At 68.8% G+C, this 24,122-nt stretch carries 29 protein-coding genes and 1 pseudogene; 20 read left to right on the top strand and 10 right to left on the bottom strand.

Features of this window, described 5'->3' with window-relative positions:
• The first annotated feature begins 235 nt into the window (after window positions 1–235).
• Window positions 236–1,687, top strand: a complete 1,452-nt coding sequence (locus ACIGXM_RS31935; protein ID WP_396567075.1) for a flavin monoamine oxidase family protein — start codon at window positions 236–238, stop codon at window positions 1,685–1,687.
• Window positions 1,688–1,870: 183 nt separating this feature from the next.
• Window positions 1,871–2,014: a hypothetical protein gene (locus tag ACIGXM_RS31930; protein ID WP_396567073.1), complete on the top strand. Its 144-nt coding sequence runs from the start codon at window positions 1,871–1,873 to the stop codon at window positions 2,012–2,014.
• 35 nt (window positions 2,015–2,049) lie between these two features.
• Here the strand turns inward: ACIGXM_RS31930 and ACIGXM_RS31925 are convergent, their stop codons facing one another.
• The 5 genes and pseudogenes from ACIGXM_RS31925 to ACIGXM_RS31905 all read right to left on the bottom strand — a co-directional run.
• On the bottom strand, window positions 2,050–2,223 hold the full coding sequence (locus ACIGXM_RS31925; protein ID WP_396567071.1) for a hypothetical protein: 174 nt from the start codon (window positions 2,221–2,223) through the stop codon (window positions 2,050–2,052).
• Entirely contained in the window at window positions 2,220–2,462 is a 243-nt protein-coding gene (locus ACIGXM_RS31920) for a hypothetical protein (RefSeq protein ID WP_396567069.1), read from the bottom strand. Before ACIGXM_RS31920 ends, ACIGXM_RS31925 begins: the two co-directional genes overlap by 4 nt.
• A 70-nt stretch (window positions 2,463–2,532) precedes the next feature.
• Window positions 2,533–3,407 (bottom strand): IS5 family transposase gene (locus tag ACIGXM_RS31915; protein WP_396567067.1). Its coding sequence is split into 2 segments (ribosomal slippage): window positions 2,533–3,015 and window positions 3,018–3,407, totalling 873 coding nucleotides; the frame shifts between segments, so codons are not numbered across the junction.
• Window positions 3,408–3,559: 152 nt separating this feature from the next.
• Window positions 3,560–3,976, bottom strand: a complete 417-nt coding sequence (tnpA, locus tag ACIGXM_RS31910) for an IS200/IS605 family transposase (protein WP_396567065.1) — start codon at window positions 3,974–3,976, stop codon at window positions 3,560–3,562.
• Between the two features lie 71 nt (window positions 3,977–4,047).
• Window positions 4,048–4,227: pseudogene (locus tag ACIGXM_RS31905) on the bottom strand (GNAT family N-acetyltransferase); the annotation flags it as partial.
• Window positions 4,228–4,540: 313 nt separating this feature from the next.
• On the opposite strand from ACIGXM_RS31905, the gene ACIGXM_RS31900 reads away from it, so the two are divergent.
• A complete protein-coding gene (locus tag ACIGXM_RS31900) occupies window positions 4,541–5,290 on the top strand; it encodes an SDR family oxidoreductase (RefSeq protein WP_396567063.1) in 750 nt (249 codons plus the stop codon).
• 767 nt (window positions 5,291–6,057) lie between these two features.
• Here the strand turns inward: ACIGXM_RS31900 and ACIGXM_RS31895 are convergent.
• Window positions 6,058–6,825 carry an SDR family NAD(P)-dependent oxidoreductase gene (locus tag ACIGXM_RS31895; protein ID WP_396567061.1) on the bottom strand — a complete coding sequence of 256 codons (768 nt, stop codon included), beginning with the start codon at window positions 6,823–6,825 and terminating at the stop codon, window positions 6,058–6,060.
• 464 nt (window positions 6,826–7,289) lie between these two features.
• On the opposite strand from ACIGXM_RS31895, the gene ACIGXM_RS31890 reads away from it, so the two are divergent.
• Entirely contained in the window at window positions 7,290–8,240 is a 951-nt protein-coding gene (locus ACIGXM_RS31890) for an ALF repeat-containing protein (protein WP_396567059.1), read from the top strand.
• Between the two features lie 24 nt (window positions 8,241–8,264).
• On the opposite strand, the gene ACIGXM_RS31885 is transcribed toward ACIGXM_RS31890, so the two are convergent.
• Entirely contained in the window at window positions 8,265–8,519 is a 255-nt protein-coding gene (locus ACIGXM_RS31885; RefSeq protein ID WP_396567057.1) for a hypothetical protein, read from the bottom strand.
• Between ACIGXM_RS31885 and ACIGXM_RS31880 the strand changes: the two genes are divergently transcribed.
• The 4 genes from ACIGXM_RS31880 (at window position 8,518) to ACIGXM_RS31865 (ending at window position 10,384) form a co-directional block, all read left to right on the top strand.
• Window positions 8,518–9,249: a hypothetical protein gene (locus ACIGXM_RS31880; protein WP_396567055.1), complete on the top strand. Its 732-nt coding sequence runs from the start codon at window positions 8,518–8,520 to the stop codon at window positions 9,247–9,249. The genes ACIGXM_RS31885 and ACIGXM_RS31880 overlap by 2 nt on opposite strands.
• 10 nt (window positions 9,250–9,259) lie before the next feature.
• Entirely contained in the window at window positions 9,260–9,592 is a 333-nt protein-coding gene (locus ACIGXM_RS31875; protein WP_396567053.1) for a hypothetical protein, read from the top strand.
• A gap of 180 nt (window positions 9,593–9,772) precedes the next feature.
• The gene (locus ACIGXM_RS31870) at window positions 9,773–9,949 is read left to right on the top strand and encodes a hypothetical protein (RefSeq protein ID WP_396567051.1); all 177 of its coding nucleotides are present in this window, start codon (window positions 9,773–9,775) and stop codon (window positions 9,947–9,949) included.
• 66 nt (window positions 9,950–10,015) lie between these two features.
• Window positions 10,016–10,384 (top strand): hypothetical protein, encoded by a 369-nt coding sequence (locus tag ACIGXM_RS31865; RefSeq protein ID WP_396567049.1) that lies wholly within the window; start codon window positions 10,016–10,018, stop codon window positions 10,382–10,384.
• Window positions 10,385–10,624: 240 nt separating this feature from the next.
• Here ACIGXM_RS31865 and ACIGXM_RS31860 read toward each other — a convergent pair whose 3' ends face one another.
• Window positions 10,625–12,091, bottom strand: a complete 1,467-nt coding sequence (locus ACIGXM_RS31860) for an MmgE/PrpD family protein (RefSeq protein WP_396567047.1) — start codon at window positions 12,089–12,091, stop codon at window positions 10,625–10,627.
• A gap of 203 nt (window positions 12,092–12,294) precedes the next feature.
• Between ACIGXM_RS31860 and ACIGXM_RS31855 the strand changes: the two genes are divergently transcribed.
• The 9 genes from ACIGXM_RS31855 (at window position 12,295) to ACIGXM_RS31815 (ending at window position 18,647) form a co-directional block, all read left to right on the top strand.
• A complete protein-coding gene (locus tag ACIGXM_RS31855; RefSeq protein ID WP_396567045.1) occupies window positions 12,295–12,444 on the top strand; it encodes a hypothetical protein in 150 nt (49 codons plus the stop codon).
• A 21-nt stretch (window positions 12,445–12,465) separates the two neighbouring features.
• Entirely contained in the window at window positions 12,466–12,864 is a 399-nt protein-coding gene (locus ACIGXM_RS31850) for a hypothetical protein (RefSeq protein WP_396567043.1), read from the top strand.
• Window positions 12,865–12,888: 24 nt separating this feature from the next.
• Complete coding sequence (locus ACIGXM_RS31845) at window positions 12,889–13,233, top strand: hypothetical protein (RefSeq protein ID WP_396567041.1); 345 nt, start codon at window positions 12,889–12,891, stop codon at window positions 13,231–13,233.
• A 473-nt stretch (window positions 13,234–13,706) separates the two neighbouring features.
• Window positions 13,707–14,441, top strand: coding sequence for a dienelactone hydrolase family protein (locus tag ACIGXM_RS31840; RefSeq protein ID WP_396567039.1), 735 nt, complete (start codon window positions 13,707–13,709; stop codon window positions 14,439–14,441).
• 1,246 nt (window positions 14,442–15,687) lie between these two features.
• Window positions 15,688–15,933, top strand: a complete 246-nt coding sequence (locus ACIGXM_RS31835) for a hypothetical protein (protein WP_396567038.1) — start codon at window positions 15,688–15,690, stop codon at window positions 15,931–15,933.
• Window positions 15,934–16,196: 263 nt separating this feature from the next.
• On the top strand, window positions 16,197–16,412 hold the full coding sequence (locus tag ACIGXM_RS31830; protein WP_396567036.1) for a hypothetical protein: 216 nt from the start codon (window positions 16,197–16,199) through the stop codon (window positions 16,410–16,412).
• Window positions 16,413–17,102: 690 nt separating this feature from the next.
• Window positions 17,103–17,621: a CAP domain-containing protein gene (locus tag ACIGXM_RS31825; protein ID WP_396567034.1), complete on the top strand. Its 519-nt coding sequence runs from the start codon at window positions 17,103–17,105 to the stop codon at window positions 17,619–17,621.
• A 405-nt stretch (window positions 17,622–18,026) separates the two neighbouring features.
• Complete coding sequence (locus tag ACIGXM_RS31820; RefSeq protein ID WP_396567032.1) at window positions 18,027–18,503, top strand: hypothetical protein; 477 nt, start codon at window positions 18,027–18,029, stop codon at window positions 18,501–18,503.
• Complete coding sequence (locus ACIGXM_RS31815; protein WP_396567030.1) at window positions 18,504–18,647, top strand: hypothetical protein; 144 nt, start codon at window positions 18,504–18,506, stop codon at window positions 18,645–18,647. It abuts the gene before it with no gap.
• A gap of 128 nt (window positions 18,648–18,775) precedes the next feature.
• Here the strand turns inward: ACIGXM_RS31815 and ACIGXM_RS31810 are convergent, their stop codons facing one another.
• Window positions 18,776–18,955 carry a hypothetical protein gene (locus ACIGXM_RS31810; protein ID WP_396567028.1) on the bottom strand — a complete coding sequence of 60 codons (180 nt, stop codon included), beginning with the start codon at window positions 18,953–18,955 and terminating at the stop codon, window positions 18,776–18,778.
• A gap of 1,045 nt (window positions 18,956–20,000) precedes the next feature.
• Window positions 20,001–20,588, bottom strand: a complete 588-nt coding sequence (locus ACIGXM_RS31805; protein ID WP_396567026.1) for a TetR family transcriptional regulator — start codon at window positions 20,586–20,588, stop codon at window positions 20,001–20,003.
• 109 nt (window positions 20,589–20,697) lie between these two features.
• On the opposite strand from ACIGXM_RS31805, the gene ACIGXM_RS31800 reads away from it, so the two are divergent.
• The 3 genes from ACIGXM_RS31800 to ACIGXM_RS31790 all read left to right on the top strand — a co-directional run bounded on the left by ACIGXM_RS31800 (window position 20,698) and on the right by ACIGXM_RS31790 (window position 23,375).
• Entirely contained in the window at window positions 20,698–22,317 is a 1,620-nt protein-coding gene (locus ACIGXM_RS31800; protein ID WP_396567024.1) for a CocE/NonD family hydrolase, read from the top strand.
• A 210-nt stretch (window positions 22,318–22,527) separates the two neighbouring features.
• Entirely contained in the window at window positions 22,528–22,788 is a 261-nt protein-coding gene (locus ACIGXM_RS31795) for a DUF6069 family protein (RefSeq protein ID WP_396567022.1), read from the top strand.
• Window positions 22,789–22,913: 125 nt separating this feature from the next.
• Window positions 22,914–23,375 (top strand): cupin domain-containing protein, encoded by a 462-nt coding sequence (locus ACIGXM_RS31790; protein WP_396567020.1) that lies wholly within the window; start codon window positions 22,914–22,916, stop codon window positions 23,373–23,375.
• The last annotated feature ends 747 nt before the right edge of the window (window positions 23,376–24,122 follow it).

The following is a 24,122-nucleotide window of genomic DNA, read 5'->3' as shown; positions in this document are numbered from 1 at the left end:
GTGGTGGTCGGCGTGGCGTCATCGTGATGCGGTTCTCCGCCACGTAGATGACGTTCGAGCAGCTCTCTGAACTGCAACTTCTCACCCGGTGGCGACGGTCTGAACGGGGCCCACGCTCGATTGGGTGATGTTGGCGTAGGAGTGTCGTGTGGGCGGCCTCTGTGATGGGCGGCTAGCTAGCTTGGTTGTCCCGGGGCCTCTCCGGCTTCGCCCCGACAGGCAGAAGGATGGCGGAATGCGTATCTCTCGTCGTGGCTTCATCGGTGCGGCCGGTGTTGCGGTCGGCTCGCCGTTGGCCGCCTGGTCGTCTGCCACGCCAGCCAGTGGGTGGTCGGCTGGTTCAGCTGACGTGATCATCGTGGGTGGCGGGTACTCAGGAATGGCGGCCGCGCACCAACTTGTGGGAGCGGGCAAATCCGTCATCGTGCTCGAAGCGCGCGAACGAGTCGGGGGGCGGGCGTTCACCCAGCGGGTCCCGGGTGGTGGGTGGGTGGACAACGGGGCGCAGTGGATCGGCCCGGCGCAGACGCGCATCCTTGCCCTTGCCAGGGAGTTCGACGTGGAGACGTTCCCGACCTACCAAACCGGCAAGAGCATCCTGGAGTATCAGGGCAACCGCGTAGAGTTCAGCGGTCTGGCCCTGGAAGAGTTGTTGAAGGTCCCGATCCCGCCGGAAGATCTGGCAGAGTTCGCTCTCGCCGTGGACAAGTTCTCCGGACTTGCCGAAACGGTGCCGCCCGCGGCTCCGTGGAACGCTCCGAACGCTGCCGGATGGGACTCCCAGACAGTTGCGACGTGGATGAACGCCAATATGAAGAGCGCTGGCGCACGGTTCCTGTTCACCACTGCCGTGAAGGCCTACTTCTCGGTCGAGCCCGCCGACTTCTCATTCCTGCATTTCCTCTTCTACGTAGCGGCAGCTGGAGGATTCGAGACCCTCGAAGAGAGTTCGCTGGCCTGGCGCTTCGACGGGGGCGTACAACAGATCCCCGACGCGATCGCCGCCGGGCTGGGTGACGCCGTCAAGCTCCGTTCCCCCGTCAGGCGCATCGACCAAACCGGTCGCAAGGTCGTCGTCACCACCGATGACCGCCGGTACGAGGGGTCCCGGGTGATCGTCGCAATGGCCCCGCCGATGGCGGCCCGCATCGACTACCATCCGATCCTGCCGGCCAGCCGTGATCAGTACACCCAACACCTGGCCATGGGCTCCACCATCAAGGCCCATGCTGTCTACCGGACCCCCTTCTGGCGGGAACAGGGACTGAACGGGCAGATCCTGACCCAGAGTCCGGTCAATGTGACGTACGACAACTCGCCACCTGGCGGAGGCCCGGGCATCCTGGTTGCCTTTTTCGAGGGCAACCCGGCGCGCGAATGGGCGGACCGGCCCGAAGCTGCCGTCAAGGCGGAGATCCTCCGCACGCTGGTCAATTACTTCGGACCGCGAGCAGCCCACCCCAAGTACTACTACCAGGTCGTGTGGGCGAATGAGGAGTGGTCGAGGGGATGCTACTGCGGAATGCCGGCCACAGGGACATGGACCGAGTACAGAGATGCTCTCCGTACACCAGTAGGACGAGTCCACTGGGCCGGCACCGAGACCTCCACGGAATGGGCTCAGTACATGGAGGGTGCCGTAGCATCAGGACAGCGAGCTGCAAGCGAAGTCCAGGCGGAGCTGTGAAGCCATGCTGCCTTTGATAGAGAGGCTACCTACCTTTGACGCTGTAGCTGCAGCGAGAAAGTAGTTGATCTCTCGTGTGATGGTCCGCATGCGAGTGCCACTGGTTGTTCGTCATCGCGGTGTCAGTCGCTGTGCCGTAGTTCATTCTTCGCGGGTCGCCCGGACCCCGCGCCCACCAGCATCGTGCTGGATCGGATCGCCCCGGTGACCGGCGAGGCCGCCCTGACCGACGCGGTGTCCTCCAACGACGCGCGGATGCGAGTGGTCCGGCAACTCACGCTCGACATGGTCCACCAGTTCGCGGTGGCCTCCCTCAAGACCCTGTAGCGGCGCACGGCTCCTCGCACGGCACGCCGAGACCGTCACCGGCCGACCCGCCCCGCACCGACGCCGCCGTCCCGGCTCACCCAGGCCGGGACGGCGGCGGGCCACCTGTTCTGCGTCTGCGCGAAGCGCGCGTCCTGGGTGCCCGGCAGGGTGCGGGCCGCCCTCGCGGTGCGCGGGGGCGGCCCGGAGCCGTGGGCGGTGCCCGTCACACCGGCGGCGTGCCGTACTTCGCGGAGAGGTCCTGCGAGATCCAGTTGGCGCCGATGCCGGACAGGTAGGTCTCGTTGAGGTGGTTGTCGGCGGCGTTGACGGTGTAGACGCTGGTCCAGGTCAGGCCGCCGGCGGTGTCGTAGTGGACCAGCGCCGACGGCGCCTGGCACTTCAGGCGGCCGGGATTCCGGATCGGCGCACCTGCCGGCTCGCGGCCCGGATACTCCCCGGGCGGCATGGGTGCGGGCCATGGTTGTTGTTGCCAGTGGGACGGGCTACCGGACTAGGGTGTGTTGCGAAAGTGCTGGTCACAGCCACTCGTTGATGGCTGCGACCAGCACGGTGGCCTCGTAGCGCACAGCCAACTTGTCGTATCTCGTGGCCACCGCGCGGTACCGTTTCAGCCGATTGATCCCGCACTCCACCGCGTGGCGCTCCTTGTAGTCCTCCTTGTCGAACTTCGGCGGCCGACCGCCCCGAGGGCCGAGCTTCTTGCGGTTGCGAACCTGGTCGGCCTTCTCCGGGATGGTGCACTCGATCCTGCGTCTGCGCAGGTAGGAGCGGTTCGCACGGGAGCCGTAGGCTTTGTCGGCGCGGACCTTGGCCGGTTTGGTGCGCGGACGTCCGGGACCTGTGCGGGGGACGCGGATGCGTTCGAGGACGGGCTGGAACTGCGGGCTGTCGTGCCGGTGGCCGGCTGTGATCAGCAGTGACAGCGGCTTCTGCCCCTGCTCGGTCGCAAGGTGGATCTTCGTGGTCAGGCCACCGCGGGACCGTCCGAGCCCGTGGTCGTCGGGCTCGGTGTCGATTCCGCCGGGCGGCTCGCGCTGCAGAGCCCTTTTTTACGCGCGCCGGCGGCGTGCTGGTGGGCGCGGCAGACGGTCGAGTCCACGCTCACATCCCAGGTGATAAGACCCTGCGCGTCGGCCTGGACCTGCAGTTGCTCCATGATCTGCTTCCAAGTGCCGTCGCGCTGCCATCGGCGGAACAGGTCGTAGATCCGGTCCCACGGGCCGTAGCGCTCAGGGATGTCCCGCCACGGCGTACCCACCCGGGTCCGCCACCGTATCCCGTCGATCAGCTGCCGACGCGTCCACGTCCGCGGCCTTCCCGACTTCTTCCCCACCGGCAGCAACGGCTCCAGCCGAGCCCACTGCCGATCTGTCAGATCCCCTCGCGCCACACCGTGATCATCGCAACTCAAGATCTACTTTCGCAACACACCCTAATCGCAGTGCACCGGGCTTCAGCCCGGTGGTGATGCGATTCTGAGCTCTGCTCTGCCCTGTGCGGTGGGTACCGTCCCGCGCTGTGGACGGTGCCCACCGCAGACCATCAGGCCGGGCGGTTCTGCTGCTCGATGTACTGCCGGACCATCGACAGTGGTGCGCCGCCGACCGATCCGGTGAAGTACGAACCGGACCAGAGGCGCTGTGCGTGCCAGTAGTGCTTGACCAGCTCGGGGTACTCCTGGCGCATCCGGCGTGAGCTGACGCCTTTGAGGCTGTTGACCAGCTTGGATGGGGCGACCTTCGGTGGGAAGTTCACCAGCGGGTGGACGTGGTTGTTCTCACCGTTGAACTCGACCAACTCCACCTCGAAGTCAGCGTAGGCGCTGCGTATGATCTCTTCGAGTCGGGTCAGGTGCCGGTCGGCGAACACCTTGTGACGGTACTTCGTCACGAAAACCAGATGCGCGTGCAGGACGAAAGCGCGGTGCCGGCCAGTGCGGACGTTCTGGTACTCAGCCATGAACCAACATGTATGTTGATCACCGTGCAGCTCGGGTACAGCTTTCGCGTGTACCCGAACGGGCCTCAGTCGGGCAGACGGCCGTATTCGCTGAAGCCCAGCGACCGGTAGAGGTGCAGGGCATTGCTGTTGTCGCCACGGGCGTCCAGGGTAAGGACCTCGATTCCCGCCCGCCCGGCGTCAGCGATCAAGCCGGCGGTGAGTGCCCGACCGATGCCACGCCCACGGGCAGCGGCATCCATCGCGATCTTGGTCCAATGCCCCACCTACAGGCACCCCGGCCGGGAGACTCATCGGCAGCGGCCGTTCCTCCGTGCTTCGTGACTCGACATCTCGAAGCGTGAAGAACGGCCGCGTCACGTGCGCCCAAATCCCGGAGATCTCAGCTGGTCGAGTGACCAGCAACGTCAAACGTCAAGCTCAGGGATGACCAGCCAAGTTGGTTAGAGGCCGCTGTGCTGTGCGATGCCTGCTCGGACGACTCCCGATGGTCCTGCTGTGATGTCCACTGGGTATCGCAGCAGGATTGGACGGATCTCGAGTTGATGGCGCACCTTTGATGTCATGCGGATCTCAGGAGCAGTCGCTCTCGTCACGGGTGCCAATCGTGGTCTCGGTGCCAGTTTCACCCAGGCCTTGCTCGCTCGCGGCGCGGCAACCGTGTACGCGGCCGCGCGGGACGCGAGCATGGTTTCGGTCACCGACCCTCGGGTCAAGCCGATCGATCTCGACATCACCGACCGAGCTGCGGTCGCGGCAGCCGAGCAACGGTGTGGCGATGTCGACCTGCTGGTCAACAACGCAGGCGCGATGCTGCTGGGCCCGCTGATCACCGCACCGGACACCGGGGCCGCCCGTACCGAGATGGAAGTCAACTACTTCGGCACCCTCGAGATGTGCCGTGCCTTCGCACCGGTGCTGGCCCGCAACGGCGGCGGCGCACTGGTCAACATGCTGTCGGTGGTCAGTTGGTACACGGTGCCGTTCAACGCCTCCTACTGCGCGTCGAAGTCCGCCGAATGGGCGCTGACCAACGCGGCCCGGGTGGAACTACACGGTCAGGGCACGCACGTGGTCGGCGTGCACGCGGGGTTCATCGACACGGACATGGCCGCTGACGTGTCCGAAGCGAAGATCGCCCCCGAGGACGTCGTCGCGCAGGCGCTCGACGCCGTCGAGAACAACGTGACAGAGGTGATCACGGACGAGTGGACTCGACACGTGAAGTCAACCTTGCCGGTGGACCAGGAAGAGCTCTACCCGGACCTGCGCCGCGCCTGGGCAGCCGGAGCGTCCCCGTGGGGGCGGGACTGACCCAGGGGAGCGCGGGCGCGTCCGCTGGCGCCAGCTCACCGCCTCCCTGGTCCCCGTGAAGCCGCCGAGAGTCTCGGAGACAGCCCTGCGGCACCCGCCGCCGTCGCCTGTCCCCGGCCCCGTTCAAGGTCCTGTCCCAGACCCTGCCCGTCCCCCTCGCCCGCCGGCCACACCCGGTGTGTCCCACCGGCGCTGGCGCACGGTCGCCTTCGACGGCTGCTCCTCGATCAAGACACCCGACAGCGACCGCGCCCGAACCCGGCCGGACCTGGTGCTCATCAACCGCGGCTTCGACGCCAATGCCTTCCTCACCGACCTGGCCGCGACCTGCGCCCAGTTCCTGGCAAGGCGCAAGTCCACCCGCCGTCCCGCCCCCCCCTGCGCGTCCAGGCGGACGACACCTGTCTCGCCCGCCTGGGCCGGCTCACCGTCCGCGTCATCGAGGCCGACCTCGCCGTGCGCCTGGCCGAGGGCACCACCGTGAGCGGCCGCTACCGCCTGGCCACCACCCCCCCCTCGACCCCGCGACCGACCCCGCTGAGCGCCTGACCAGGCTCTACGCGGAACGACCGGAGATCGAACCGTAGGGACTCCCCGCCGGGCCTGTGGAGGGTTTCACTGTCCGTCGCCGTCGCGCGGATGCTGTGCGGGCACGACGAGCAGCCCGCGCAGTGTCCGTTCTCACCGAAACCAGTCGCGGTCTCATCCAACCCAGTCGATGCAGTCCGGGCTGGCCAGCTGTCACCCGCCCGCGCCGACCTCGCCATTTACGTGCTCGGGAGCAGGGGGCTGCCTGCCATGAGGCCGCCGTCGACGACGAGGGTGTGCCCGGTGACGTAGCCCGCCTTGTCGGAGCCCAGGTACTGGACGGCCTCGGCGATCTCCTCCGGGGTACCCGCCCGGTGCATGGGCAGCACCGAATCGACCGCGGCACGTACCGTGTCGTCGCCGGTGAACCGGTCGTACATGGCGGTCCGGGTGAAGCCGGGCGCGACCGCGTTGACCCGGATACCGTGAGCGGCGCCCTCGAGTGCGGCCGCCTTGGTGATGCCGACGACGGCGTGCTTGCTCCCGACGTACAAGGCCGCCCCGGGGTAGCCCATCAAGCCGAAGACGGAGCTGACGTTGACGATGCTGCCGCTGCCCTGTTCCCTCATGACCCGGAACTCGTGCTTGAGACAGAGCAGCGTTCCCTTGACGTTGGTGTCGAAGATGGCCTGGTAGGCCTGGTCGGTCACCTCGGTGACGGGTACGGGTGTTCCCTCGGTGCCGGCGTTGTTGAAGGCGACATCGATCCGCCCGAACCGCGCGACCGCGCGGTCGACGAGGTCCTTCACATCGGCGTCGAGGCGGACGTCGGCCCGCACGAACTCGGCCGGGGCGCCGAGGTCGGAGAGTTCCCTGGCGAGTTGCTCGCCCACGTCCTCGTGGCGGCCGGAGACCACGAGGTTCGCGCCTTGACGGGCGTAGGCGAGGGCGGTGGCGCGGCCGATGCCGGTGAGCGCGCCCGTGATGAGGACGACGGGAACAGACACGTCGAGGGTCCTTCCTACAACCACCCGGGTGAACGATGGGCAAGTGGTTCGGAACCCCACGACACCGGGTTCCTCTTCGGGCTGGGGCGTATCCGTCGGCACGCCCACCAGGAAGGTGTCTCAGCCGGGCGACAGCCGCATCGGACCCGACCGCCGCGTCCGTCGAACGGCGGCACCCGACGACCCGTATGGCCCAGGGACGGTGGTCGGGGCGGCGTCTTCACCGTGGCCTCCGCCTCGCCCGGCTTGGACGCGGTCACCACGGGCCCTGCCGGCGTGCTGACCTCGCCGACTGGACCTATGGTGCCCGTGACGCAGCGAACTCGGCCGCGCAGCACGCCAATGCGGCGGCGGACGCGGCGGACGCGGCGCAGCGGTGGGCGGCGGGTTCGGCGGACGCGGCGGCGCAGGCCACGCGGGCGGCGGATGCGGCCAAGCAGGCCGCGGACACCGCGGAGTCCTCGGTGGCCACCGCGAAGAAGGTCTTCGAGGTGGCTCGGCAGAGCGAGGCGGAGGACCTCAACCCCCGTACCGCGGGGGCGATCGAGCGCGCGAACACCGCCAGGGCCCAGACCGACCGGCTCACCGCTGCGGCGGCAGCGGACCTGGGCCAGGCTCGTGGCTTGGACACCACCGCGGCCTCGCTCGCCGCTGAGGCCGACCGGCCGGGTGCCGACGTCAAGGCGGTGGCGGTCAAGGGCCGGCAGTTGGCCATCGCGGCGATGAAGGATCGTAGTCCGTTCGCGCAGCAGGCAGCGGCCCGGGCACTGTCGGGCACTGACCTCGACGTGCTGGACTACCTGCGCACGGGCTGGGGCGAGGCAGAGCGGCGGGACGTGCGCCAGCAGGTCTTCGACCTGACCACGCAGAGCCCTTACGAGGCGGTGCGCACGGGTGCGGCGAACGCGTTGAAGGGCAGCGACCAGCAGGTCGCGGACTTCGCCGGCGCCGGCCAGTACCAGGCGGCGCTCTCGGATCTGCAGGTGAAGGTCTCGCAGGTCAACAACACCGGTGGCCCCGGTGTGAAGGAGGCCTCCAGGGCCGCCCTGGCCAGCAACGACCCCAAGGCCATGGCGGCTTTCCTGGTCTCGGGTCAGTACGGCGCGCTGGTCGATGACGACCGCGTCACCGCCTCCAAGCTGGTCAACACCGGTGGTCCGGAGGTCCAGGCCGCCGCCAAGGTGGCGCTGGCCGGACCGGCCGACGAATTGCACGAGTTCGTCCAGGTCGGCCAGTACATGGCCGATCGCAAGGACCAGCTCACCGCCACCCACACCGCCCAGATGCAGCGGCTGATCGCCGACACCTCCGGTGTCGCGGCCACCGCGCGGCAGAAGAGCTGGACCGCGGCCAAGTCGACCGCGGACGCCAACAAGGCCGCCGACGAGGCCAACCGGGCCGCCCGCCGCGGCTGACGACTCCGCCCGCCAAGCCCAGGGTTACGCCCGTGACGCGGGCACCGCAGCGAGCAGCGCGGGGGCTTCCGCCACCCGCGCCGCCAAGTCCGCCACCACTGCCCGCACAGCGGCCGAACGCGCCAACAACGACGCCGGCGCCGCCGCCGAGTCCGCCGCCGAGGCTGCCTTCTCCGCCAGGTACGCGCGCAGCTCGGCCCGCTCGGCGGACGCGGCGGCCGACGACGCCCGCGCGTCGGCCTTGGCGGCGGGTAAGAGCGCGGAGGAGGCCAACACCATGGCTTCCCAGGCCTGGCAGATCACCCTGGACAAGCGTCAGGCGGAGGAAGCCGAGGCCCGCCGGCAGGCCGAGGAGGCCCGCAAGGCCGAGGAGGCCGCCAAGGCCGAGGCCGAGAAGCAGGCCAAGGCGAAGCAGCCCAAGGTCTGCACCATCCCCATGAACCGGGACATCAACGGCCTGATGCCGTGCCTCCTCAGCGCCAAGGGCGACGTCGTCATCCAGAACCCTGAGATCATCAAGCCGCTGGTCCCGGTCGTCTGGTCGCTGATGGGCATCGACGACCTGGTCGAATGCACCCAGAACCCCACTTTCGGCAAGTGCGCTTCCTTCGCCATGACCGTCCTGCCCACCGGCAGGTTGAAGGCGGTGGAGGCACTCGGGGAGGGGGTCCGAGGGGCTGTTGCGGCGTCGCGGCTGGGCCGAGTCGGCAAACTGCGGGACACCATGCTGCTGGAGGGGAAGCCGCTCGGCACCGAGGACAGCAAGGGCGTGTGGATGGTGACGCCCGAGGACATCCAGGGCATGGCGAAGAAGCTTCGCGAGCTGCTCGGTCAACCCGACACCGTCACGGAACTGCCGAAGGGAACGGTGGAGACCTGGACGTTCGACGGGGGGAACGTGAACTACCGGAATTTCAGTTCGTCCGGCGGTGCCGGAGACTGGAGCATCGACTTCACCAAGGAGCTCCAGAATGAACTGGGACTCAAGCGCTACCACGCCAAGCACTAGGAGGACGACCGTGACCGATCAGACCGCTTTCCAGGAAGAGCTGGACTACTTCGTCGACTACGCCCACATGTCCCTGGTCTACTTCTCCCTGATCCGGGATTCAGCCGAGATGCTCGCCGGTCACGCGGCGTCGGAGGAGGCCATCCGGAGCGTCACCCTGCGACTCGTCGAGGGGATGATCGATCGCGGTGTGGCCATCGGCGACGTCAGTCCTGTGGAGGGCGAGGATCTCATTCCGTGGCAGCTGACCAAGGCGGCGGCACTCCAGCGCGTGGCGGACGAGATGACGGAGCTGGCTGACCCGGATCAGTTCATCAAGATCTGCTGGTTCCGGGCCGCCTGATCCCGGGCCGGCCCTCGCGACGAGGTGGCGTGGTCGTGGCCGGTACTGAGGGAGCTGGACCCCAGTCAATGGCGAAGGGGCTGCCTGCAATACTTTCTGTGCGATCCATGAGAGGGATGGAAATGCCGGTGATCTCGTATCGTGACCTCACCATGAGAGATCTGGCCAGCTCGTCCTTGGGTGAAGGTCGCTGAGGGACTTCGTTCTGACAAGGCGACCTTCCTGCCGAACAAGGACGGGTCCTTCAAGGTGGAGGTCGACATGGGACGGCCGATCGGCCCCAAGGGGGAGCGCTGGATTCGGATCCTGGCCAACGACGAGGGAAAGGCCTGCAATGCCTTTCCCTGCAACCCGTGAGTAAGGCAAGAAATGCTGGCTATCTCATATGAGAACTTCACAACACGGGACCTATTCGGCTCCTCGTTGGGTGAACTGCTCGTCAATATCGAAGCAGACCTGACGATCAGCGACAGCGAGCAGGTCGTGTACTCGGAGCCGTTGTTCCCGGTGGCGGAGCTGGCCATGGAGCTGGCCGCTTGGATCTGCGGGCCTGGGGGTGAACTCAGTGATTTCGCGTTCGAGTCGATGTCCTTCGAGGAAGTCGGCTCGGTGCGGATCGTCGCGGGCCAGGAAGGTTGGCGCGTCGGGTCGGTGTTCGAGCCGGACACCTGGACGGGGCCGATCGACCGTGCGGCACTGGTGACCGAGATCGGGCGCTTCTTCGCCAACGTCCGGGCGAGTGTCGCGGCGGCCGGGATCGACCCGCGCTTCATGGATGTGCCGCGGGGCTGACCGACACTCGTGCGACCGACACACCATGATCCAGGGTCCCACCGGTCACGCGGTGGGACCCTGCGTCCGCGTCGTCGAGCCAGTGGACCGCCCGCCCGGTCCGCTCGTTGGCCATCGCGCCGGCCATGAGCCTAGACAAGGCCCCTTGGCCGTGATCAGGCTGACTGCCTGTCATAGCCGAGCTGTCCGAGTGGTTCGCGAGCCGGCTGCGGAGTGCCTGGACTGCGCCGCCGTGCCCTCTCAGTCCAGGGCGGGCCGCACGGCGGGGGTGAGCAGGGCGGTCAGCTGGGAGATGTCGTCGAGTGCTTCGAGGCCGAGGACGGCGTTCTCGATGGCGGCCTGGCGGCTCGGGGAGACCACGGAGTGTGTCAGGCTGCGGTACTTGTCGACGATCTCCGTGTTGGTCAGGAGGTGATCGCCGGTGCCGCGGGGGTGCCGGACGACCGCCTCGCGGACGCCGCCGTCTTTCAGGGTCAGGCGCAACCGTGTAGTGAGCCTTTCATCGGCCGGGAGTCGGTCGTAGGCCCGTTCGTGTCGTGTTTCCGTGCGGTCGATCAGGTTCCACACGTCGTCGCGGTTGATCCGCTCCTCGGTGAACTGGTCGATGAGTACGTCCCCGTCGATGAGCGCCACCGCCACCGTGTAGGCCACGTTCATCTGGGCGCCGATCGGCTCGAGCGGTCGGACCGCCCGCCACCCTCCGTGTCCATAGGCGGCTTCTGGTAGGTCGATCTGGATCCGTTCGACCTGGTCGGCCGTCAGCTTGTGCTCCGAGCGCAGGTGGAGGGCAGCGTCGATGGCGGCGTGCAGCAGGCCCATGGCGGCGTATGCCTTCACCGCGATGCGCTCGGTCTCCCAGACCGTGCCCAGGCCCGCGGTGATCTGCCCGGCGTCGGGGCTGTGCCCCTCTCCGAAGGTGGACAGGAAGCCGCCGTACTCACGCTCGAAGACCCGCTTGATGCCGACATAGCCCGACGCGGCGAGAGCGGCCGCGGTCAGGCCGTTGCGCGCGGCGAAGCCGTGCTGCATCCGCTTGACCATCGACTCGAACTGCGCCGACATCAGGCCGCATGACTGGGTGGCGGCCATCCCGAAGGCGTCCTCGAATCCGGCGGCGTCCAGCCCGTAGAGCGTCCCGGCAGCCACCGCGGCGCTGTGGGTACCGAAGACCACCCCCGAATGCCAGCCGCGCGAGATCATCTCCAGGCCCCCCAGGGCCATGCCCACCCGTGGCCCCGTCTCATAGCCGAGGATCGCGCCGAGCAGGAAGCGGGCCCCTGACACCTCACCGACGTGTGGGACCGCCGCGAGCATGGCCGGCACGACCAGCGCATTGCTGTGCAACGGGGCGAGCGGGTGGTAGTCGTCGAGTTCGAAGCCCTGGATGAAGCTGGAGTTGAGCATCGCCGCCGACGGAGCGCTGGTCGTGCGGGCCCCCCAGCCGATCAGCGCGGCGCTCCCGGCGTTGTCCAGCGCGGTGACCCCCTCGACGCCCTTGCGGGAGACAGGGAGCCTGGCTCCGACCAGGGCACAGGCGACACCGTCGAGCAGCAGGTGCTTGGCGCGCTCGCGCACGGAACGCGGCATCTCTCCCAGCGAGGTGCCGGCAAGCCAGGTGGCCAGCCGGCCAGTGGGACCCGTGGGGTCTGTGGGAGCGCCGCTGGCGTTGTCGGCCACCCGATCTGGATTGGCTCCGGAGATACTCATGGGCTTTCTGCGCTCCTGCCGTTTCCAGTGTGGTCCTGCGAAGGTCGTTGCTGACGGTCGCTCATGGTGACGCAGTGGAAGGCCCTTACATCGGCAGCCCTGCCCACCTGTCGCCTGATTCACTGAGATGCCCGAGTGGATCGCCCTCGCCTGCGCCTTCGGCCTCGGCGCCCTGCCGATTGCTGCCGTCCAGGCGGGAGCTGGTGGCCGTACTGGCCTCCGCTTCGGATGATCCGTGGTGGGAGGTGTGGGTGCTGCACGCGAAGCTCTACCCGGTGAAGGATCGGAAGCGTGACCTGTTGGCGCTTGTGGCGGGTCAGACCGCGTTTGAGATCTACGTGGATCTTGGGTGAGGAGTTGCTCAGCCTCTGCTGGTGAGCGATGCACGAGTCCCCTTCGTCGGCGACTTCAGAGAGCTTGCGCAGGGCAGCCCAGATGGGCCATCACTGCGGTACGCGACCAGGGCCGAGGCGTTCGATGGTGCTCGTGAGCCGGCCGAGTACTTGCGAAGCGGTGCCCTGCCGGCTGCGACGACCACGCTTGCGCGTGACGTTCTCGCCCCCGACAACCCTGTGATCGGCGGGCTGCACCTGCTGACGGACGGGTACTGGCTTTGGTATTCGGACCTGGCGCACTACGTCGAGCACTACCACGTGGCGCTTGACCCGCGGTTCATCACGCACGCGCAGGCCAACGGCTGGACGGTCCCGCAGCTCGATGACGCCGACCTGCTCGCGTTGCAGGCGGTTCTTCTCGGCGACGATGTGAACTGAGCCAATCACCTACGAGCCGGTCGTGTGTCCCTCTGCCGAGACCTCGATGAGCGACCGGGGGCCTGGCCGAGCAGCGGGAAGGACCAGCAGACGGAGCGCCCGGGCGAGACCACGCTCTTCCGGCGCCGGCACCTGGTCTTCACCGCCCACCTGCCCGACGCCCTGGCGGAGGCCGTCGCCCGGGCCGAGCAGGACGACCCGGATCGCGCGCCGGTGGTGTGGCTGCCGGCAGCCGACGCGGCCGGGCTCCATCCCTACCTGGCCATCGGCACCGTCCTCGACCAGACCGTCCGGCCCGACACCTCCGCCGTCGGCGGCGGCCCGGTGCTGCTCCCGGCGATGACCGACGCGTCCTACCAGTGGCGCTGACCCCTTGTGCCGAGTCGCGGTAGTTGGCACCGAACGGCGCCGACCACCTGGTGCTCGACATCGGACGGGACACGCTTGTTGTCACTGGCGGGACACGGCTCTTGTCACCGCGGGCCGATGGTGATGACGCTGCCTGAAATTTGAATTTCCCCACCCCGCGCTGAGTGGGGGGACAGACCTGCTGGTCTTGGTTCCCCAGCGGACGCCTGGCTAGGCCCTCCACTCGGGAAGCTGCGATGGGACCCCAAGTAGCTCTGCGGAGTGTTCCGACTCCGTGGCATCCGGACACGGAGCCTCCGCAAAAACCCGTTGGGCGGACCGCAGCGACCACTGCTAATCTTCCGGAGGCCGTGCAAGAGAACGAGGAGGTGGTACCCGTGAACGTATTCACATGGGTGCTCTCCTCCGGGGTCACGGTCGGGCGATAGGTCGTCCGGGAGCGCCGTCTCTTAGCACTCCCGAAAGGCACGACCATGCACTTCACTTCTGAACAGCGCCTCGACGACGGCGTCCTCGAACGCGAGTTCATCCTCGGTGAGATCCCCGGCATCCTGTGGACGCCCGGATCCGCATCCGCACCGGCGCCGCTGATCCTGCTCGGCCACCCTCCCCTCGGGCTGCGCAAGATGTACCCCCGACTGGTGGCGCGGGCCCGGCACGCTGCGGCGGAGGGTTTCGCGACGGCCACCATCGAGCTCCCCGGGAGCGGCGACCGGCCTCGTTGGCCCGCCGTAGAGCAGGCCCGCGCTAACCTGCGGCGGGCGATGGAGGCCGGCGAGCCCGTCAGCGACGAGATCGTCGACGCCCTCATCCTTCCGCTGGTCGACAAGGCGGTCCCGGAATGGCAGGCCGCCCTGGACGCCCTCCTCACGCTGCCCGAGATCGGCGGCCCGGTCGGGTACTCGGGGGGAGTGATCTCCATCGGGATCCGGCTGGCGGTGGTCGAGCCGCGTATCGCGGCTGCCGGTCTGTTCGCCGGTAGTTTCGTGCCCCGCGCCATGTTCGAGGAGGCTCGCCAGGTCACCATTCCGCTGCACGTTCTGCTGCAGTGGGACGACGAAGGGAACGACCGACAGGCGGCCCTGGACCTGTTCGACGCCTTCGGCTCCAAGGAGAAGTCCCTGCACGCCAACATGGGCGGGCACACCGGCGTCCCGCAGTTCGCGGGGGACACCCAGACCCGGTTCTTCACCCGGCATCTGCGCTAACCACCGGCCGGCCCCGCCGTCGGCCAGCAGGAGACGGTAGGCGGCGCCGGACAGGACGCTTCGCATCGAGGACAGGCCCCGACCCTTCTCGATGGCGGTGGCCAGCAGACACCGCCCCGACCGGCCAGTACCAGCCGGTCGGGGCGGCGCTCGGCCACCAGCGCCTCCATCAGCTGGACCCACGCTGTGAGGCAATCGGCCCGTACCTTGCGGATCGCCGGGCACCGACTCGACCACCAGCGCCACGGCGATCCTTCAGTGACGCCTCAACCAACTGGGGAGCGAACAGCACGCCTGGCCGTATTCAACCGTCCTCGTCAATGGACAGCGCATCTGTCACCGAGCCCGTGGCGCTGGCCTGTGGCGATCGTCCGCGCGGACGATCGCCGGCGCCCGTGGTGTCAGAAACCGCGTCCAGGTGACGCCTACCGTGTCCCGGCCCACCCCTGCGGATGTCCCCGCCGGGGACCGCCGCGCCGGTTGCTACTGGGCGTTGCTTCTCGCGGTTGCTTCTCGGGGTTGCGCCAACCCCTGCCGCCGGAGAGGGACCTTCCGCAGTTCAGAGCCCGTTTGTCCATAGGCCGGCGACAGTCGACTACTTCTCCCTGGCCCCTTGCGGCCGCAGTGCCGGGACAAGCCCAGGCGCTGGAGCCGTGCCGGACGAAGAGCAGAGGAAGAGCTGGAGAGGAATGGGCGCGCAGAGCAGGAGCGGAGACGAGATTCCCGGCAACCTGATGCTGCGCGCCGACGGCGTTGGTGGTTGTCCGCTGCGCGGCGGTCCGGCGGCCCCGCTTCGCGGCGCCACCGGCGCGAGGGGAGGGCAGGGTCGGGGAGGAGGGGCGCGGCGGCCGGGTGCTGCGCTCTCACGGCCTGGTGCAGGGCGCCGGCCGTGACTTCCGGGTGGTGGGTGGCACGCGCGGCCCGATCGCCCGCCCCGTTTACGTGGTGGTCGTCCCCGCCGCCGCCGTGCAGCTGGTCGCCGAGAACGCGGATGCGATCGAGGCTGAGCTCGCCGCGATGGGCCACTCGTTCACCGTGTCCGTGCGCCACGACGACGACGGCCGGCCCTCCGTCGAGATCATCGACGACGTCAAGGCCGTGCGGGTGCGCGAGAGCGCGCAGCCGGCCGCCGAGGACCAGGTCGAGGCCGTCGCCCGACCAGGCCGACCAGGCCGACCAGGCCGACCAGGCCGGCGAGGACGCCGCGGACACCGGCCGCCCCGCCGAGCAGCTGGCCGCGCCGCTGGTGGACCGCAAGGGAACCGCGATCGAGGCCGGCGCGATCGTCGCGATCCACTTCCCCGAGGGCATGCACGCCGGTACGGTCGAGACGGTCGACACCGAGCGCGGCCGGATGGTGGTGACCACGGCCAACGGCTCGCTGTGCTTCAGCCGCCACCAGGCCACCGAGTACGTCGCGGTGCTCGACCTCGAAGCCGCGCGGCGCCGCATTGAAGCCGAAAACGCCCTCGGCGAGTTCACGTGCTGGTAGACCATCACCAACGTCGAGGGCCGCGAGCTGTGCCGCCCCGTCATGGCGGACGGTCACGAGTCGGCGAAGGAGACCGCCAAGCGCCGCCACCCGATCGTGCGGGCGGTCGCGCGCCGGTACGGGATCAGCTCGCAGTGCCTGCGTACCGGTCAGCAACACGCCGCCCGGGCCCGTCAAACGGGGCTTCGGCGGTCCGGCGTTCGCCACTGCGGAGGCCGGAACGCCGCAACTGACCGAGACTCGGCGCCCCCGGCGACCTCCTCGTGCTGGCCGAGGAGACCGGCCAGAGTCCCGGCCTGACGCTGCTCACCGCCCTGTTCCTGGCCGTGGCGGCCACCGCCCTGCTGGTGCACCCGTGCGCCGCCACGGTGCGGCGTGGCAGCCTGCGGGCCGCGACACCCACGAGCGCCTGGCGGGAGGCCACCGTGAGCTGCTTCGCCGCCGCGGCCGCGCTGCACGCCTTCGGGCTGCTGGAGTGACGGGTACAGCATCGAGTTCGTCCCCTCGTTCGCGAACCCCGGTCTGGCGCTGTCCCTGGTCGGTGCGGCGGTCGCCGTGCTCCTCGGTGCCATCCGGCACGGGCAGTCGCGCCGGAACAAGTAGGCGTCGGCCAGGGCTGCTTGACGTATCCGGGGCGAGGAACATCCGGGGCGGAGTGTGCGCCGGGCCGACGGCGGAGCACATCTCGGCAGTGTGCTGATTTGACCAACTCTTGGTCCGGGAAAGGTGACTTGCAGATATGCGGGCACCCGCATGAGGTCGACGCGGGCCGGGCGTGCGGAGGCGCTCCGGTGCCGGACGCGGCGTGAAACGGCCGGAGGTGCCGGAGTCCGATTCGGCGGGAGCTCCTGACTTGGAACCGCGACGAATTCGCAGAAATCGCCTTCTGGGAAGGTCAGTTGGCCGGGGCGACGGGATTCGAGGCTACGAAGCGCAGAGCCTCGATCACCGGCTGCACAAAGAAATCCCAGCGGCTTCTTCAGTCGCCGCGAAGACGTCCCGGACATACGCTGGTGCTATTGACGGCGGTCGTGTGGCCGCCGGACAGAGCGATTTGTCGCCGATGGCATCCTGGCCATCGCATGAGCCAGGCGTGCGGCCCGCTTCCGTGACGGCCGTGGTCCGCGCCGGCACTTGCTGCTGCTTTCTGTGCGACCAGGGGGGTCGCAATGAGAAATCCAACTCGGGTGCACCATCGCGCCGCGAACATCTTCGCAACGGCGCTGATGACCGGAGGCATGATGCTGGCGACGGTTGCCACCGCGACCGTCTCCCATGCGGCGGAGTTCCCCGCCGCCCAGATCAGCCCCGGCGACCAACAGGCCATCCTCTCCGAGACCAACAGCGTTCGCGCCCAGGCCGGCCAGTCAGGTCTGACCTGGGACGGCGGGCTTGCCTCCGCGGCACAGTCCTGGGCTGACAACCCGGCATCCACTGCGGGCGGCTCGTTGCACCACGGGCCGACAGGCAACGCCGCCGAGAACATGTCGAGCGCCGGGCCGCGCCAGGCCACGGGGCACTGGGCCAGCGAGAAGAGCGCCTACGACTCCGATCCCAACCATGACCCGTACGCCAACCAGGCGGGGTACTACCGCTGGGGTCACTACTACAACATGATCAACCCTAGCTACAGCAAGATGGGCTGCGGAGCGAAGAGCGGCGTCACGGTGTGCCGGTACGCGCCCTGAGCCACCCGGCACCTCCGGACGCGGACCGGGTCGTCGCCGTCGACTCCGCCGTCGTCCGATCGCTGCTGGCCCGGGCAGCGAGCCCGGGTCAGCCTTCCCCTGGCAGGCTGCGCCTGGGTGCCGTCCGGCTCGCTCCGGCTCGGCCCGCCGTGCTTCGTCCGGGCCGGGCCGGTGGGTCGTCCGGGTCAGGCCGGTCGTGGGTTGCTGGGCGGCTGTCAGGCCGCCTTGGAGGTGGTCCTGGAGGCTCGCTTTCCGGGTGGTGGTGCGGGTGGGAGTGTCAGCCAAAAGGCCTGTGCGTCAGCCGTACACCGGGGGTAAAGTGTGCTGATCATTTGTGGAGATCATGAAGCAGTCGGGGGCGGCGTGCAGGGTGGGCGGGCAGCGGCATGGAGCGCGGCGTCAGTCGTGCTGGTCGTCTCCTTGGCGGCCTGTGGCGGCGGTGCGCGATCGGCCGGCGCCGCGGTGACGTCAGCGGCTCCGCGGATGACCGCAGCTGCGACAGCCACGGCGTCGGGCTCTGAAAATGCGGGCAGGTGGCGGTTGACGGCGATGCCGACGCTGCCCGGCGGCTACACCATCAGTGTCATCACGACGTCCGAGGTCGACCCCGACCACCGGTCGAAGCCGGCACCGATCGGCCGGATAGACGACGCACTGGAGGTGGGCTACTCCAGTCAGGCCGAGAACGCCGGCCTGGATGTGGACGGCTACTGGGGCTCGTTCAATGACCCGGGTGCCATCTTGGCCAACTCCGCCTCCCACGGCATCGACGCCAAGCACATCTGGGCGCAGCCGTTCACCGTTCGGGATGCCGAGGATCCTCATGACACGGACGGCAAGCTCGGCTGCGGGCTCGAGAGTGACACGACGTTCGCTCAGTAGATGGCGTGTGTATGGGCCGACCACTCGACCGTCGGCATCGTCTTCTTCGCCATGTCCTCCGTCGACACGCCGTACCCCATCACCGAGGACCAGGCCGCAGGGATCACCCGCACCACCCGTGACGCCATGACCATCGCCCGGTAGCGATACTCGTCCCCGCAGCAACCTCGGCTTGGAGGACGTGCTCGCCACCGTGTGCGACTTGGCCGTGGCTTGGGCCCTGGTTGTCCCGGGCCCGTCCGGTCTGCTGCCGCTGTCGGGTGTTGTGGGGGTCAGCGGAGGGCGTGCTGGTGGGTGGCGAGCAGGTGCGCTACGAGGATGAGGAAGAGTCCGATGGTGATGGTGGAGGCTGTGCCGAGTACGGCCCGGACGGCGAGGGTCCTGAGGGTGGGGCGGGGTCGGCCGGCGGGGGTGCTGGTGGAGTCTGGGGAGGTGCTGGGCTCGTGTGTCATGCCGGTTCTCCGGGGTGTGGTCGGCTGGGACTGGGGACCTCTGGAGGGTAGCCGGGCCGTCAGGTGTGCTGGGGGCGCACGGTCCCGCGCCAGCCTCGAGTCGTCCGTGCCCGGCGGTGGTGGGCAACGGACGCATCACAGGCGGGCTGCGGAAAACACCACCGCTGCACAGTGGCGAGGTCGGCCCGGCAACCGTGGTGGTCGCCGCGCGGAGCACCTTGGAGGTCACTACCGGCCTCGCCCCCCCCAGTTCAGCATCCTTGAGCTGCACGTGATCGGCCCCGCCGGCGACGCGATCCTCACCGAGGAAGCCCACGGCCTGGCAATCCACCGCGCCCACACCCTCGTCCCCGGGGCTTGTGTGCGCTGACGTGGCAGGGGCGGAGGCGGTACTGGTGGCGCGGGGTGTGTGTGACCGTGGCTGGCGGGGGCCCGGGGTGTCGATGGCGGTCGACGGCTCGACGGCCCGTCAGGGCCCGCCGAGTAGCGGAGGGCGGGGCCACGGGCTGCATCATCCGATTCGCCTGCCTGATAGCGGGACGCCGTACTGGATCGTGGCCGCTGGGCCCGTTGGGGATGATGCCGTCCCGCGATCACTGTCGTGTCGTGTGAGCGGGTCCACTCGCGGAAGCGTAAAGTTATATTCTGATCACAATGGGTGATGCAAAGTCTCACCTGGATGTCCGGGCTCTGTCCCATTGAGATGTCAGGCGCGTGGGATCCACGATGCACGATCTACTGGCAGGGGGCGAGCTTCTTGGTGCCACCGGCCGGCGGCGCCTCGCCTTCACCGTCCGGATGAAGGCCAACCAGTACGTCTACTCGGCTGGCTCCGAGCAGGACTCCGGCGGCATCCGCCGCGGCTTCGTCCCCCGCGCCGATGGCACCGAGGAGCGCACCTGCGGATCCGCCTCCACCGGCGGGTTCGACGCCGCCGAGTGGTCCCGGCGCGTGGCGGAGCGCCATGGCGACGTCACTGAGGCGATGAAGGCCTGGCTTCCTGGGGACCGCGAGCCTCCGGCCGGCGCCGGGGTTCCTGGGCGGGTCATGGCAGGGGGTCGGCGAGGTAGTGCTGGATGGTGGGGGCGAGGAGGTCGGTGACGGCGTCGGCGGGGAGGGCGGCGATGTCGCCGACCCGCCAGATGTAGCGGTTCATGACCATGCCGTCGATCTGGGTGGCGATGAGGCTGGCGCGCAGGGTGCGTTCGGAGTCGGGCAGGTCGTGGGAGACGACGGCCAGGACGAGTTCGGTGAACAACTGCCGCAGACGCTGGAGGGCGGCGGGTTCCTGTGCGGCGGTGAGGATGATGGAGCGCAGGACCTCGGCGGAGGCGGTGTCCTCCCACATCTGCAGGGCGGCCTGCACGAACGCGCGCCCTCGCTCGGGCAGGGGCTGTTCCGCGGCGGTGGCCACGGCCGCGCCGAACGCCTCGGGCGGTTCCATGACCGCTTCCAGCAGCCCGGTCTTGCCGCGGAAGTAGTAGTGCACCAGGCCGGGGTCGACGCCTGCCTCCTGGGCGACCGAGCGCAGTGAGGTCGCGGCGTAGCCGCGGGTGGCGAAGGATCTGCGGGCGGCGGCGATGATCCTGTCCGCCTGCTCTCCGCGTTCCCCTCGGGGGCCTCGCCCAGTCACACCGCATCACCTTCCATGCCAGTTCGGAGAGGACTTGCCTTGCCGTTCGCGACAGTTTCATCATACGCTGAAACTAGTTTCCACATGTGAGGAAATTAGGAGTTCTGCCATGCGCACGTTCAAGGATGAGTGGATCACGGCGTCCGACGGTGTCCGGATCTGCGTCGACGTGTACCTGCCCGACGGGGACGGCCCGTTCCCGGCGCTGTACGCGGTGGCGCCGTACCCGAAGGACCTGGTGCACCTGCCGGCGGTGCCGGTGTTCCGGTTCGTCGAGATCGGCCCGCTCGACTACTGGACCGGCCACGGCTACGCGGTCGTGGTCGGCGACCAGCGCGGCACCGGCAGGTCCGAGGGGGAGTTCGAGCTGTTCGGGCCCGCCGAGCAGTGCGACCTCTACGACACCATCGAGTGGATCGCCTCCCGGCCCTGGTCGACGGGGAAGGTCTCGATGATCGGGGAGAGCGCCTACAGCGTGAACCAGTGGCTGGCCGCCGCGCAGCGCCCGCCGCACCTGACCTGCTTGCTGGTCTACAACGGCTTCACGAACTTCTACCACGACGCGGTCTACCACGGCGGGGTCTATTCCATGGGCTTCCTCACCTTCTGGTCCACCGACAACATCCGTGCCAGCGGGACCATCGGCGGCGGCACGCCGCCCCGGCCGGGCGGCATCACCACCGACATCATCGGCATGACCCTGGACCGGCCCGTCTACGACGACTGGTGGGATCAGCGAGCGGTGAAGGTGGAGGACATCGACGTTCCGGTCCTCAACATCGCCTGGTGGCACAACATCGGCGTGCACCTGCGTGGTCAGCTCGACGGCTACGAACGGCTCAAGGGCACCGACAAGCGCCTGGTGGTGCTGGCCGGCAGCGACAGTCAGGAGCGCTACTACCTCGACAGCCAGGAACGCTACTACCAGCCCGAGTTCCTCGACACCTACGTGCGGCCCTGGTACGACCACTGGCTCAAGGGCGTCGACAACGGGGTCATGGACGGCCCGCCGGTCCGCATCCAGGTCGCCAACGCAGGGGGCCGGCTGCGCGAGGAATCCGAGTGGCCGCCCCGGCGCGCCACGGCGACGGCGTTCTACCTGAGCCCCGAACCCGCGGGCGCCGTCGACTCACTCAACGACGGCAGCCTCACCACCACTCCGCCCGCTCGGCTCACCGGGCAGCCGACCGTCTACGACTACCCGAATCCCGAGTGGACGGTGGGCACCACCGTCATCACCGACGGCATCCCACAGCCCACCCGCGGAATCCTCACCTTCACCACTGCGCCCCTGGAACACGACACCGAGGTCACCGGGAAGATCACCCTGGTGCTGTACGCGGAGTCCGACCAGAGCGACACCGACTTCCACGTCAAGCTCTCCGAGCAGAAGGCCGTTCCGAAGCTCAAGGAGACCCTGATGCGCAGGGTCGCCAAGAACGTACCGCCGCCCTCCGCGATGGTCACCCGCGGCTGGCTGAAGGCCTCCCACCGCACCCACCCGCCCCAGCCGGTCGAGCCGGGGGCCGTCGTCCGCTACGAGATCGAGGTCTGGCCGACCTCCTACCTGTTCCGCAAGGGCAGCCGCATCCGCCTGGAGATCGCCAACGGCGACTCCCCGGTCGCCGACGGCCTGTTCCACCACTACTACGGCCACCAGGTGGGCCGCGACCTCATCCACCACGACGCCGACCACCCCTCCCACCTCATCCTGCCCCTCATCCACTGACCTGGGCCCCGACGGAGCAGCCACCGTGGCAACCACCCCGCCCTCACCGAGACCATCCACCCCTGCCTCAACCGGGACCCCGAGCCGGCTGGTGCGCTCCACCGCCATCTGTGTCGGCCCCCTCGCGAACCTCGCCTATGTCACCGCCCTCACCGACATCGCCGGGTACGACCTCAGGACGCCCGCAGTGTTCGGCCAGCCGCCCAGTCCGTGCTGACCAGCCTGGTGAGCGCCTCCTGCGTCATCCCGCCGCTGCTCGGCTGGGCACTGCTGGAGCTGCTGGAACGATTCGTCCCACGCCGGGCCACCCCCATCTGGACCGTGCTCGCGGTCCTGACGCTCGTCGGCGGCCTCCCCTACGACGAGGCCGGCATCACCATGGCCGACCAGCTCCTGCTGGCCCTGATACACCTGATCGTCGGCGCGGCCGTGATCCCCACCTTCGTGATCACGTCACTGCGCCGATCCTGACCCACGGCCCGAGCCGACGAGCGCGCTGCCCGTCCTACCCGAACCCATCGCGGCGCATCCCCGCGAGTCGCCGCCCGCACCAGTCAGACGCCTTGCACCGCAACCACCTGGAGACCGCCATGACCATGGCCTACCTCGCCAACCGCGACCAGCATCAGACCCTCGAATGGCTCGACGGCGGGCTGTTCACCATCCTGCTCGACAGCCAGGCCACTCAAGGACAGCTCACCGTCGGACGGTTCGACGTCCCCAAGGGCGAGGCCCCGCCCTTCCACGTCCACACCCGCGACGACGAGGTGTTCCTCCTCCTCAAGGGCGAGGCGCTCGTGTGGGTCGGCGACGAACAGCACGAACTGTCCGAGGGCGGCATCGTCTACCTGCCCCGCAACATCCCCCACGGCTACCGCATCACCTCCGACCGCGCGGACCTGCTCCTCATCGCCACACCCGCAGGCATCGAGGAGATGTTCCGGCACGCCGGACGCGACATCACCACCTCCCGCCCCGAAGGATTCAAGCTCGGCAAGGACAAGCTCGCCGAAGCCGCCGCCCTGTGCGGCAACCTCATCCTCGGGCCGCCTCGCTGACCGGTTCACCCGTGGTCGGCGACGCGCCATGGTGTTTGCCGCCAACGCCATTGCGAGGGCGCGGCTCTAACCCCGATCCATCGTGACGGTCCGTCGATTCAGGCGGACTCCGGGGATCGTTGCAACGTATTGGTTGAGCAGGCCGCGAGCAGTTTGGACAGACGCTCGGTCAGATTTCCGTCCCACCAACGGCCCGCTGATCAGCGTCCTGTTCCGCAATCCCTACTCCAGCATGGGCAGCCTGATCGCAGCCTGGACATAGCGTTGGCTGTCCGGCTTCCTTAGGTGTGGAACACCCCCGCGTCCTGCGGCTCCCGACCACGGAGCCGCAGGACGCGGCGTTTCACAGGTCGGCCCACAACCACCGGTCCGAAATCACGTAACAGCACGGACTTCCGATACGGTTCCAGCGTGACCTGAGGACCCGAACCCCCTGGTGCTGCTCGGCCATCGGCCGCGTCTCGACCACGAGGCAGTGCCTCGACCGGCAGCCGGACGCGATGGTCGGCCTCGGGCTCCCGAGAGCGCGGACGTTCACGGACAGGAAGACCGGCGCCTGGACCGACCGGGTGGCCCGGCCTGGACGCGCTGCTGAAGTGTGCCCGGCCCAGCGACGCCGTGGTCGTGGATACCTTGGGCCGGCTGGGCCGGAACCTGCGTGAGGTCCGGACGTTCACCGCTGACCGCGCGGCCCACGCGCGAGCCGTTGCGCAGGCCACCGGGCGGCGCGTCGGCCGGCCCCGCGCG

Source organism: Kitasatospora sp. NPDC052896, assembly GCF_044547075.1.
GTDB lineage: Bacteria > Actinomycetota > Actinomycetes > Streptomycetales > Streptomycetaceae > Kitasatospora.
The sequence above is the reverse complement of the archived record's forward strand: the minus strand, read 5'-3'. Positions and strand labels throughout refer to the sequence as shown.

Bases quoted from the DNA above. Each gene is read 5' to 3' on its own strand.
- ACIGXM_RS31900 (WP_396567063.1), top strand. From the start codon at position 4,541: ATGCGGATCTCAGGAGCAGTCGCTCTCGTCACGGGTGCCAATCGTGGT.
- ACIGXM_RS31790 (WP_396567020.1), top strand. From the start codon at position 22,914: ATGGCCTACCTCGCCAACCGCGACCAGCATCAGACCCTCGAATGGCTC.
- ACIGXM_RS31840 (WP_396567039.1), top strand. From the start codon at position 13,707: ATGCACTTCACTTCTGAACAGCGCCTCGACGACGGCGTCCTCGAACGC.
- tnpA (WP_396567065.1), bottom strand. From the start codon at position 3,976: ATGGCTGAGTACCAGAACGTCCGCACTGGCCGGCACCGCGCTTTCGTC.
- ACIGXM_RS31810 (WP_396567028.1), bottom strand. From the start codon at position 18,955: ATGACACACGAGCCCAGCACCTCCCCAGACTCCACCAGCACCCCCGCC.
- ACIGXM_RS31800 (WP_396567024.1), top strand. From the start codon at position 20,698: ATGCGCACGTTCAAGGATGAGTGGATCACGGCGTCCGACGGTGTCCGG.
- ACIGXM_RS31825 (WP_396567034.1), top strand. From the start codon at position 17,103: ATGAGAAATCCAACTCGGGTGCACCATCGCGCCGCGAACATCTTCGCA.
- ACIGXM_RS31920 (WP_396567069.1), bottom strand. From the start codon at position 2,462: ATGCCGCCCGGGGAGTATCCGGGCCGCGAGCCGGCAGGTGCGCCGATC.
- ACIGXM_RS31860 (WP_396567047.1), bottom strand. From the start codon at position 12,091: ATGAGTATCTCCGGAGCCAATCCAGATCGGGTGGCCGACAACGCCAGC.
- ACIGXM_RS31815 (WP_396567030.1), top strand. From the start codon at position 18,504: ATGGCGTGTGTATGGGCCGACCACTCGACCGTCGGCATCGTCTTCTTC.
- ACIGXM_RS31935 (WP_396567075.1), top strand. From the start codon at position 236: ATGCGTATCTCTCGTCGTGGCTTCATCGGTGCGGCCGGTGTTGCGGTC.
- ACIGXM_RS31880 (WP_396567055.1), top strand. From the start codon at position 8,518: ATGGCTTCCCAGGCCTGGCAGATCACCCTGGACAAGCGTCAGGCGGAG.
- ACIGXM_RS31885 (WP_396567057.1), bottom strand. From the start codon at position 8,519: ATGGTGTTGGCCTCCTCCGCGCTCTTACCCGCCGCCAAGGCCGACGCG.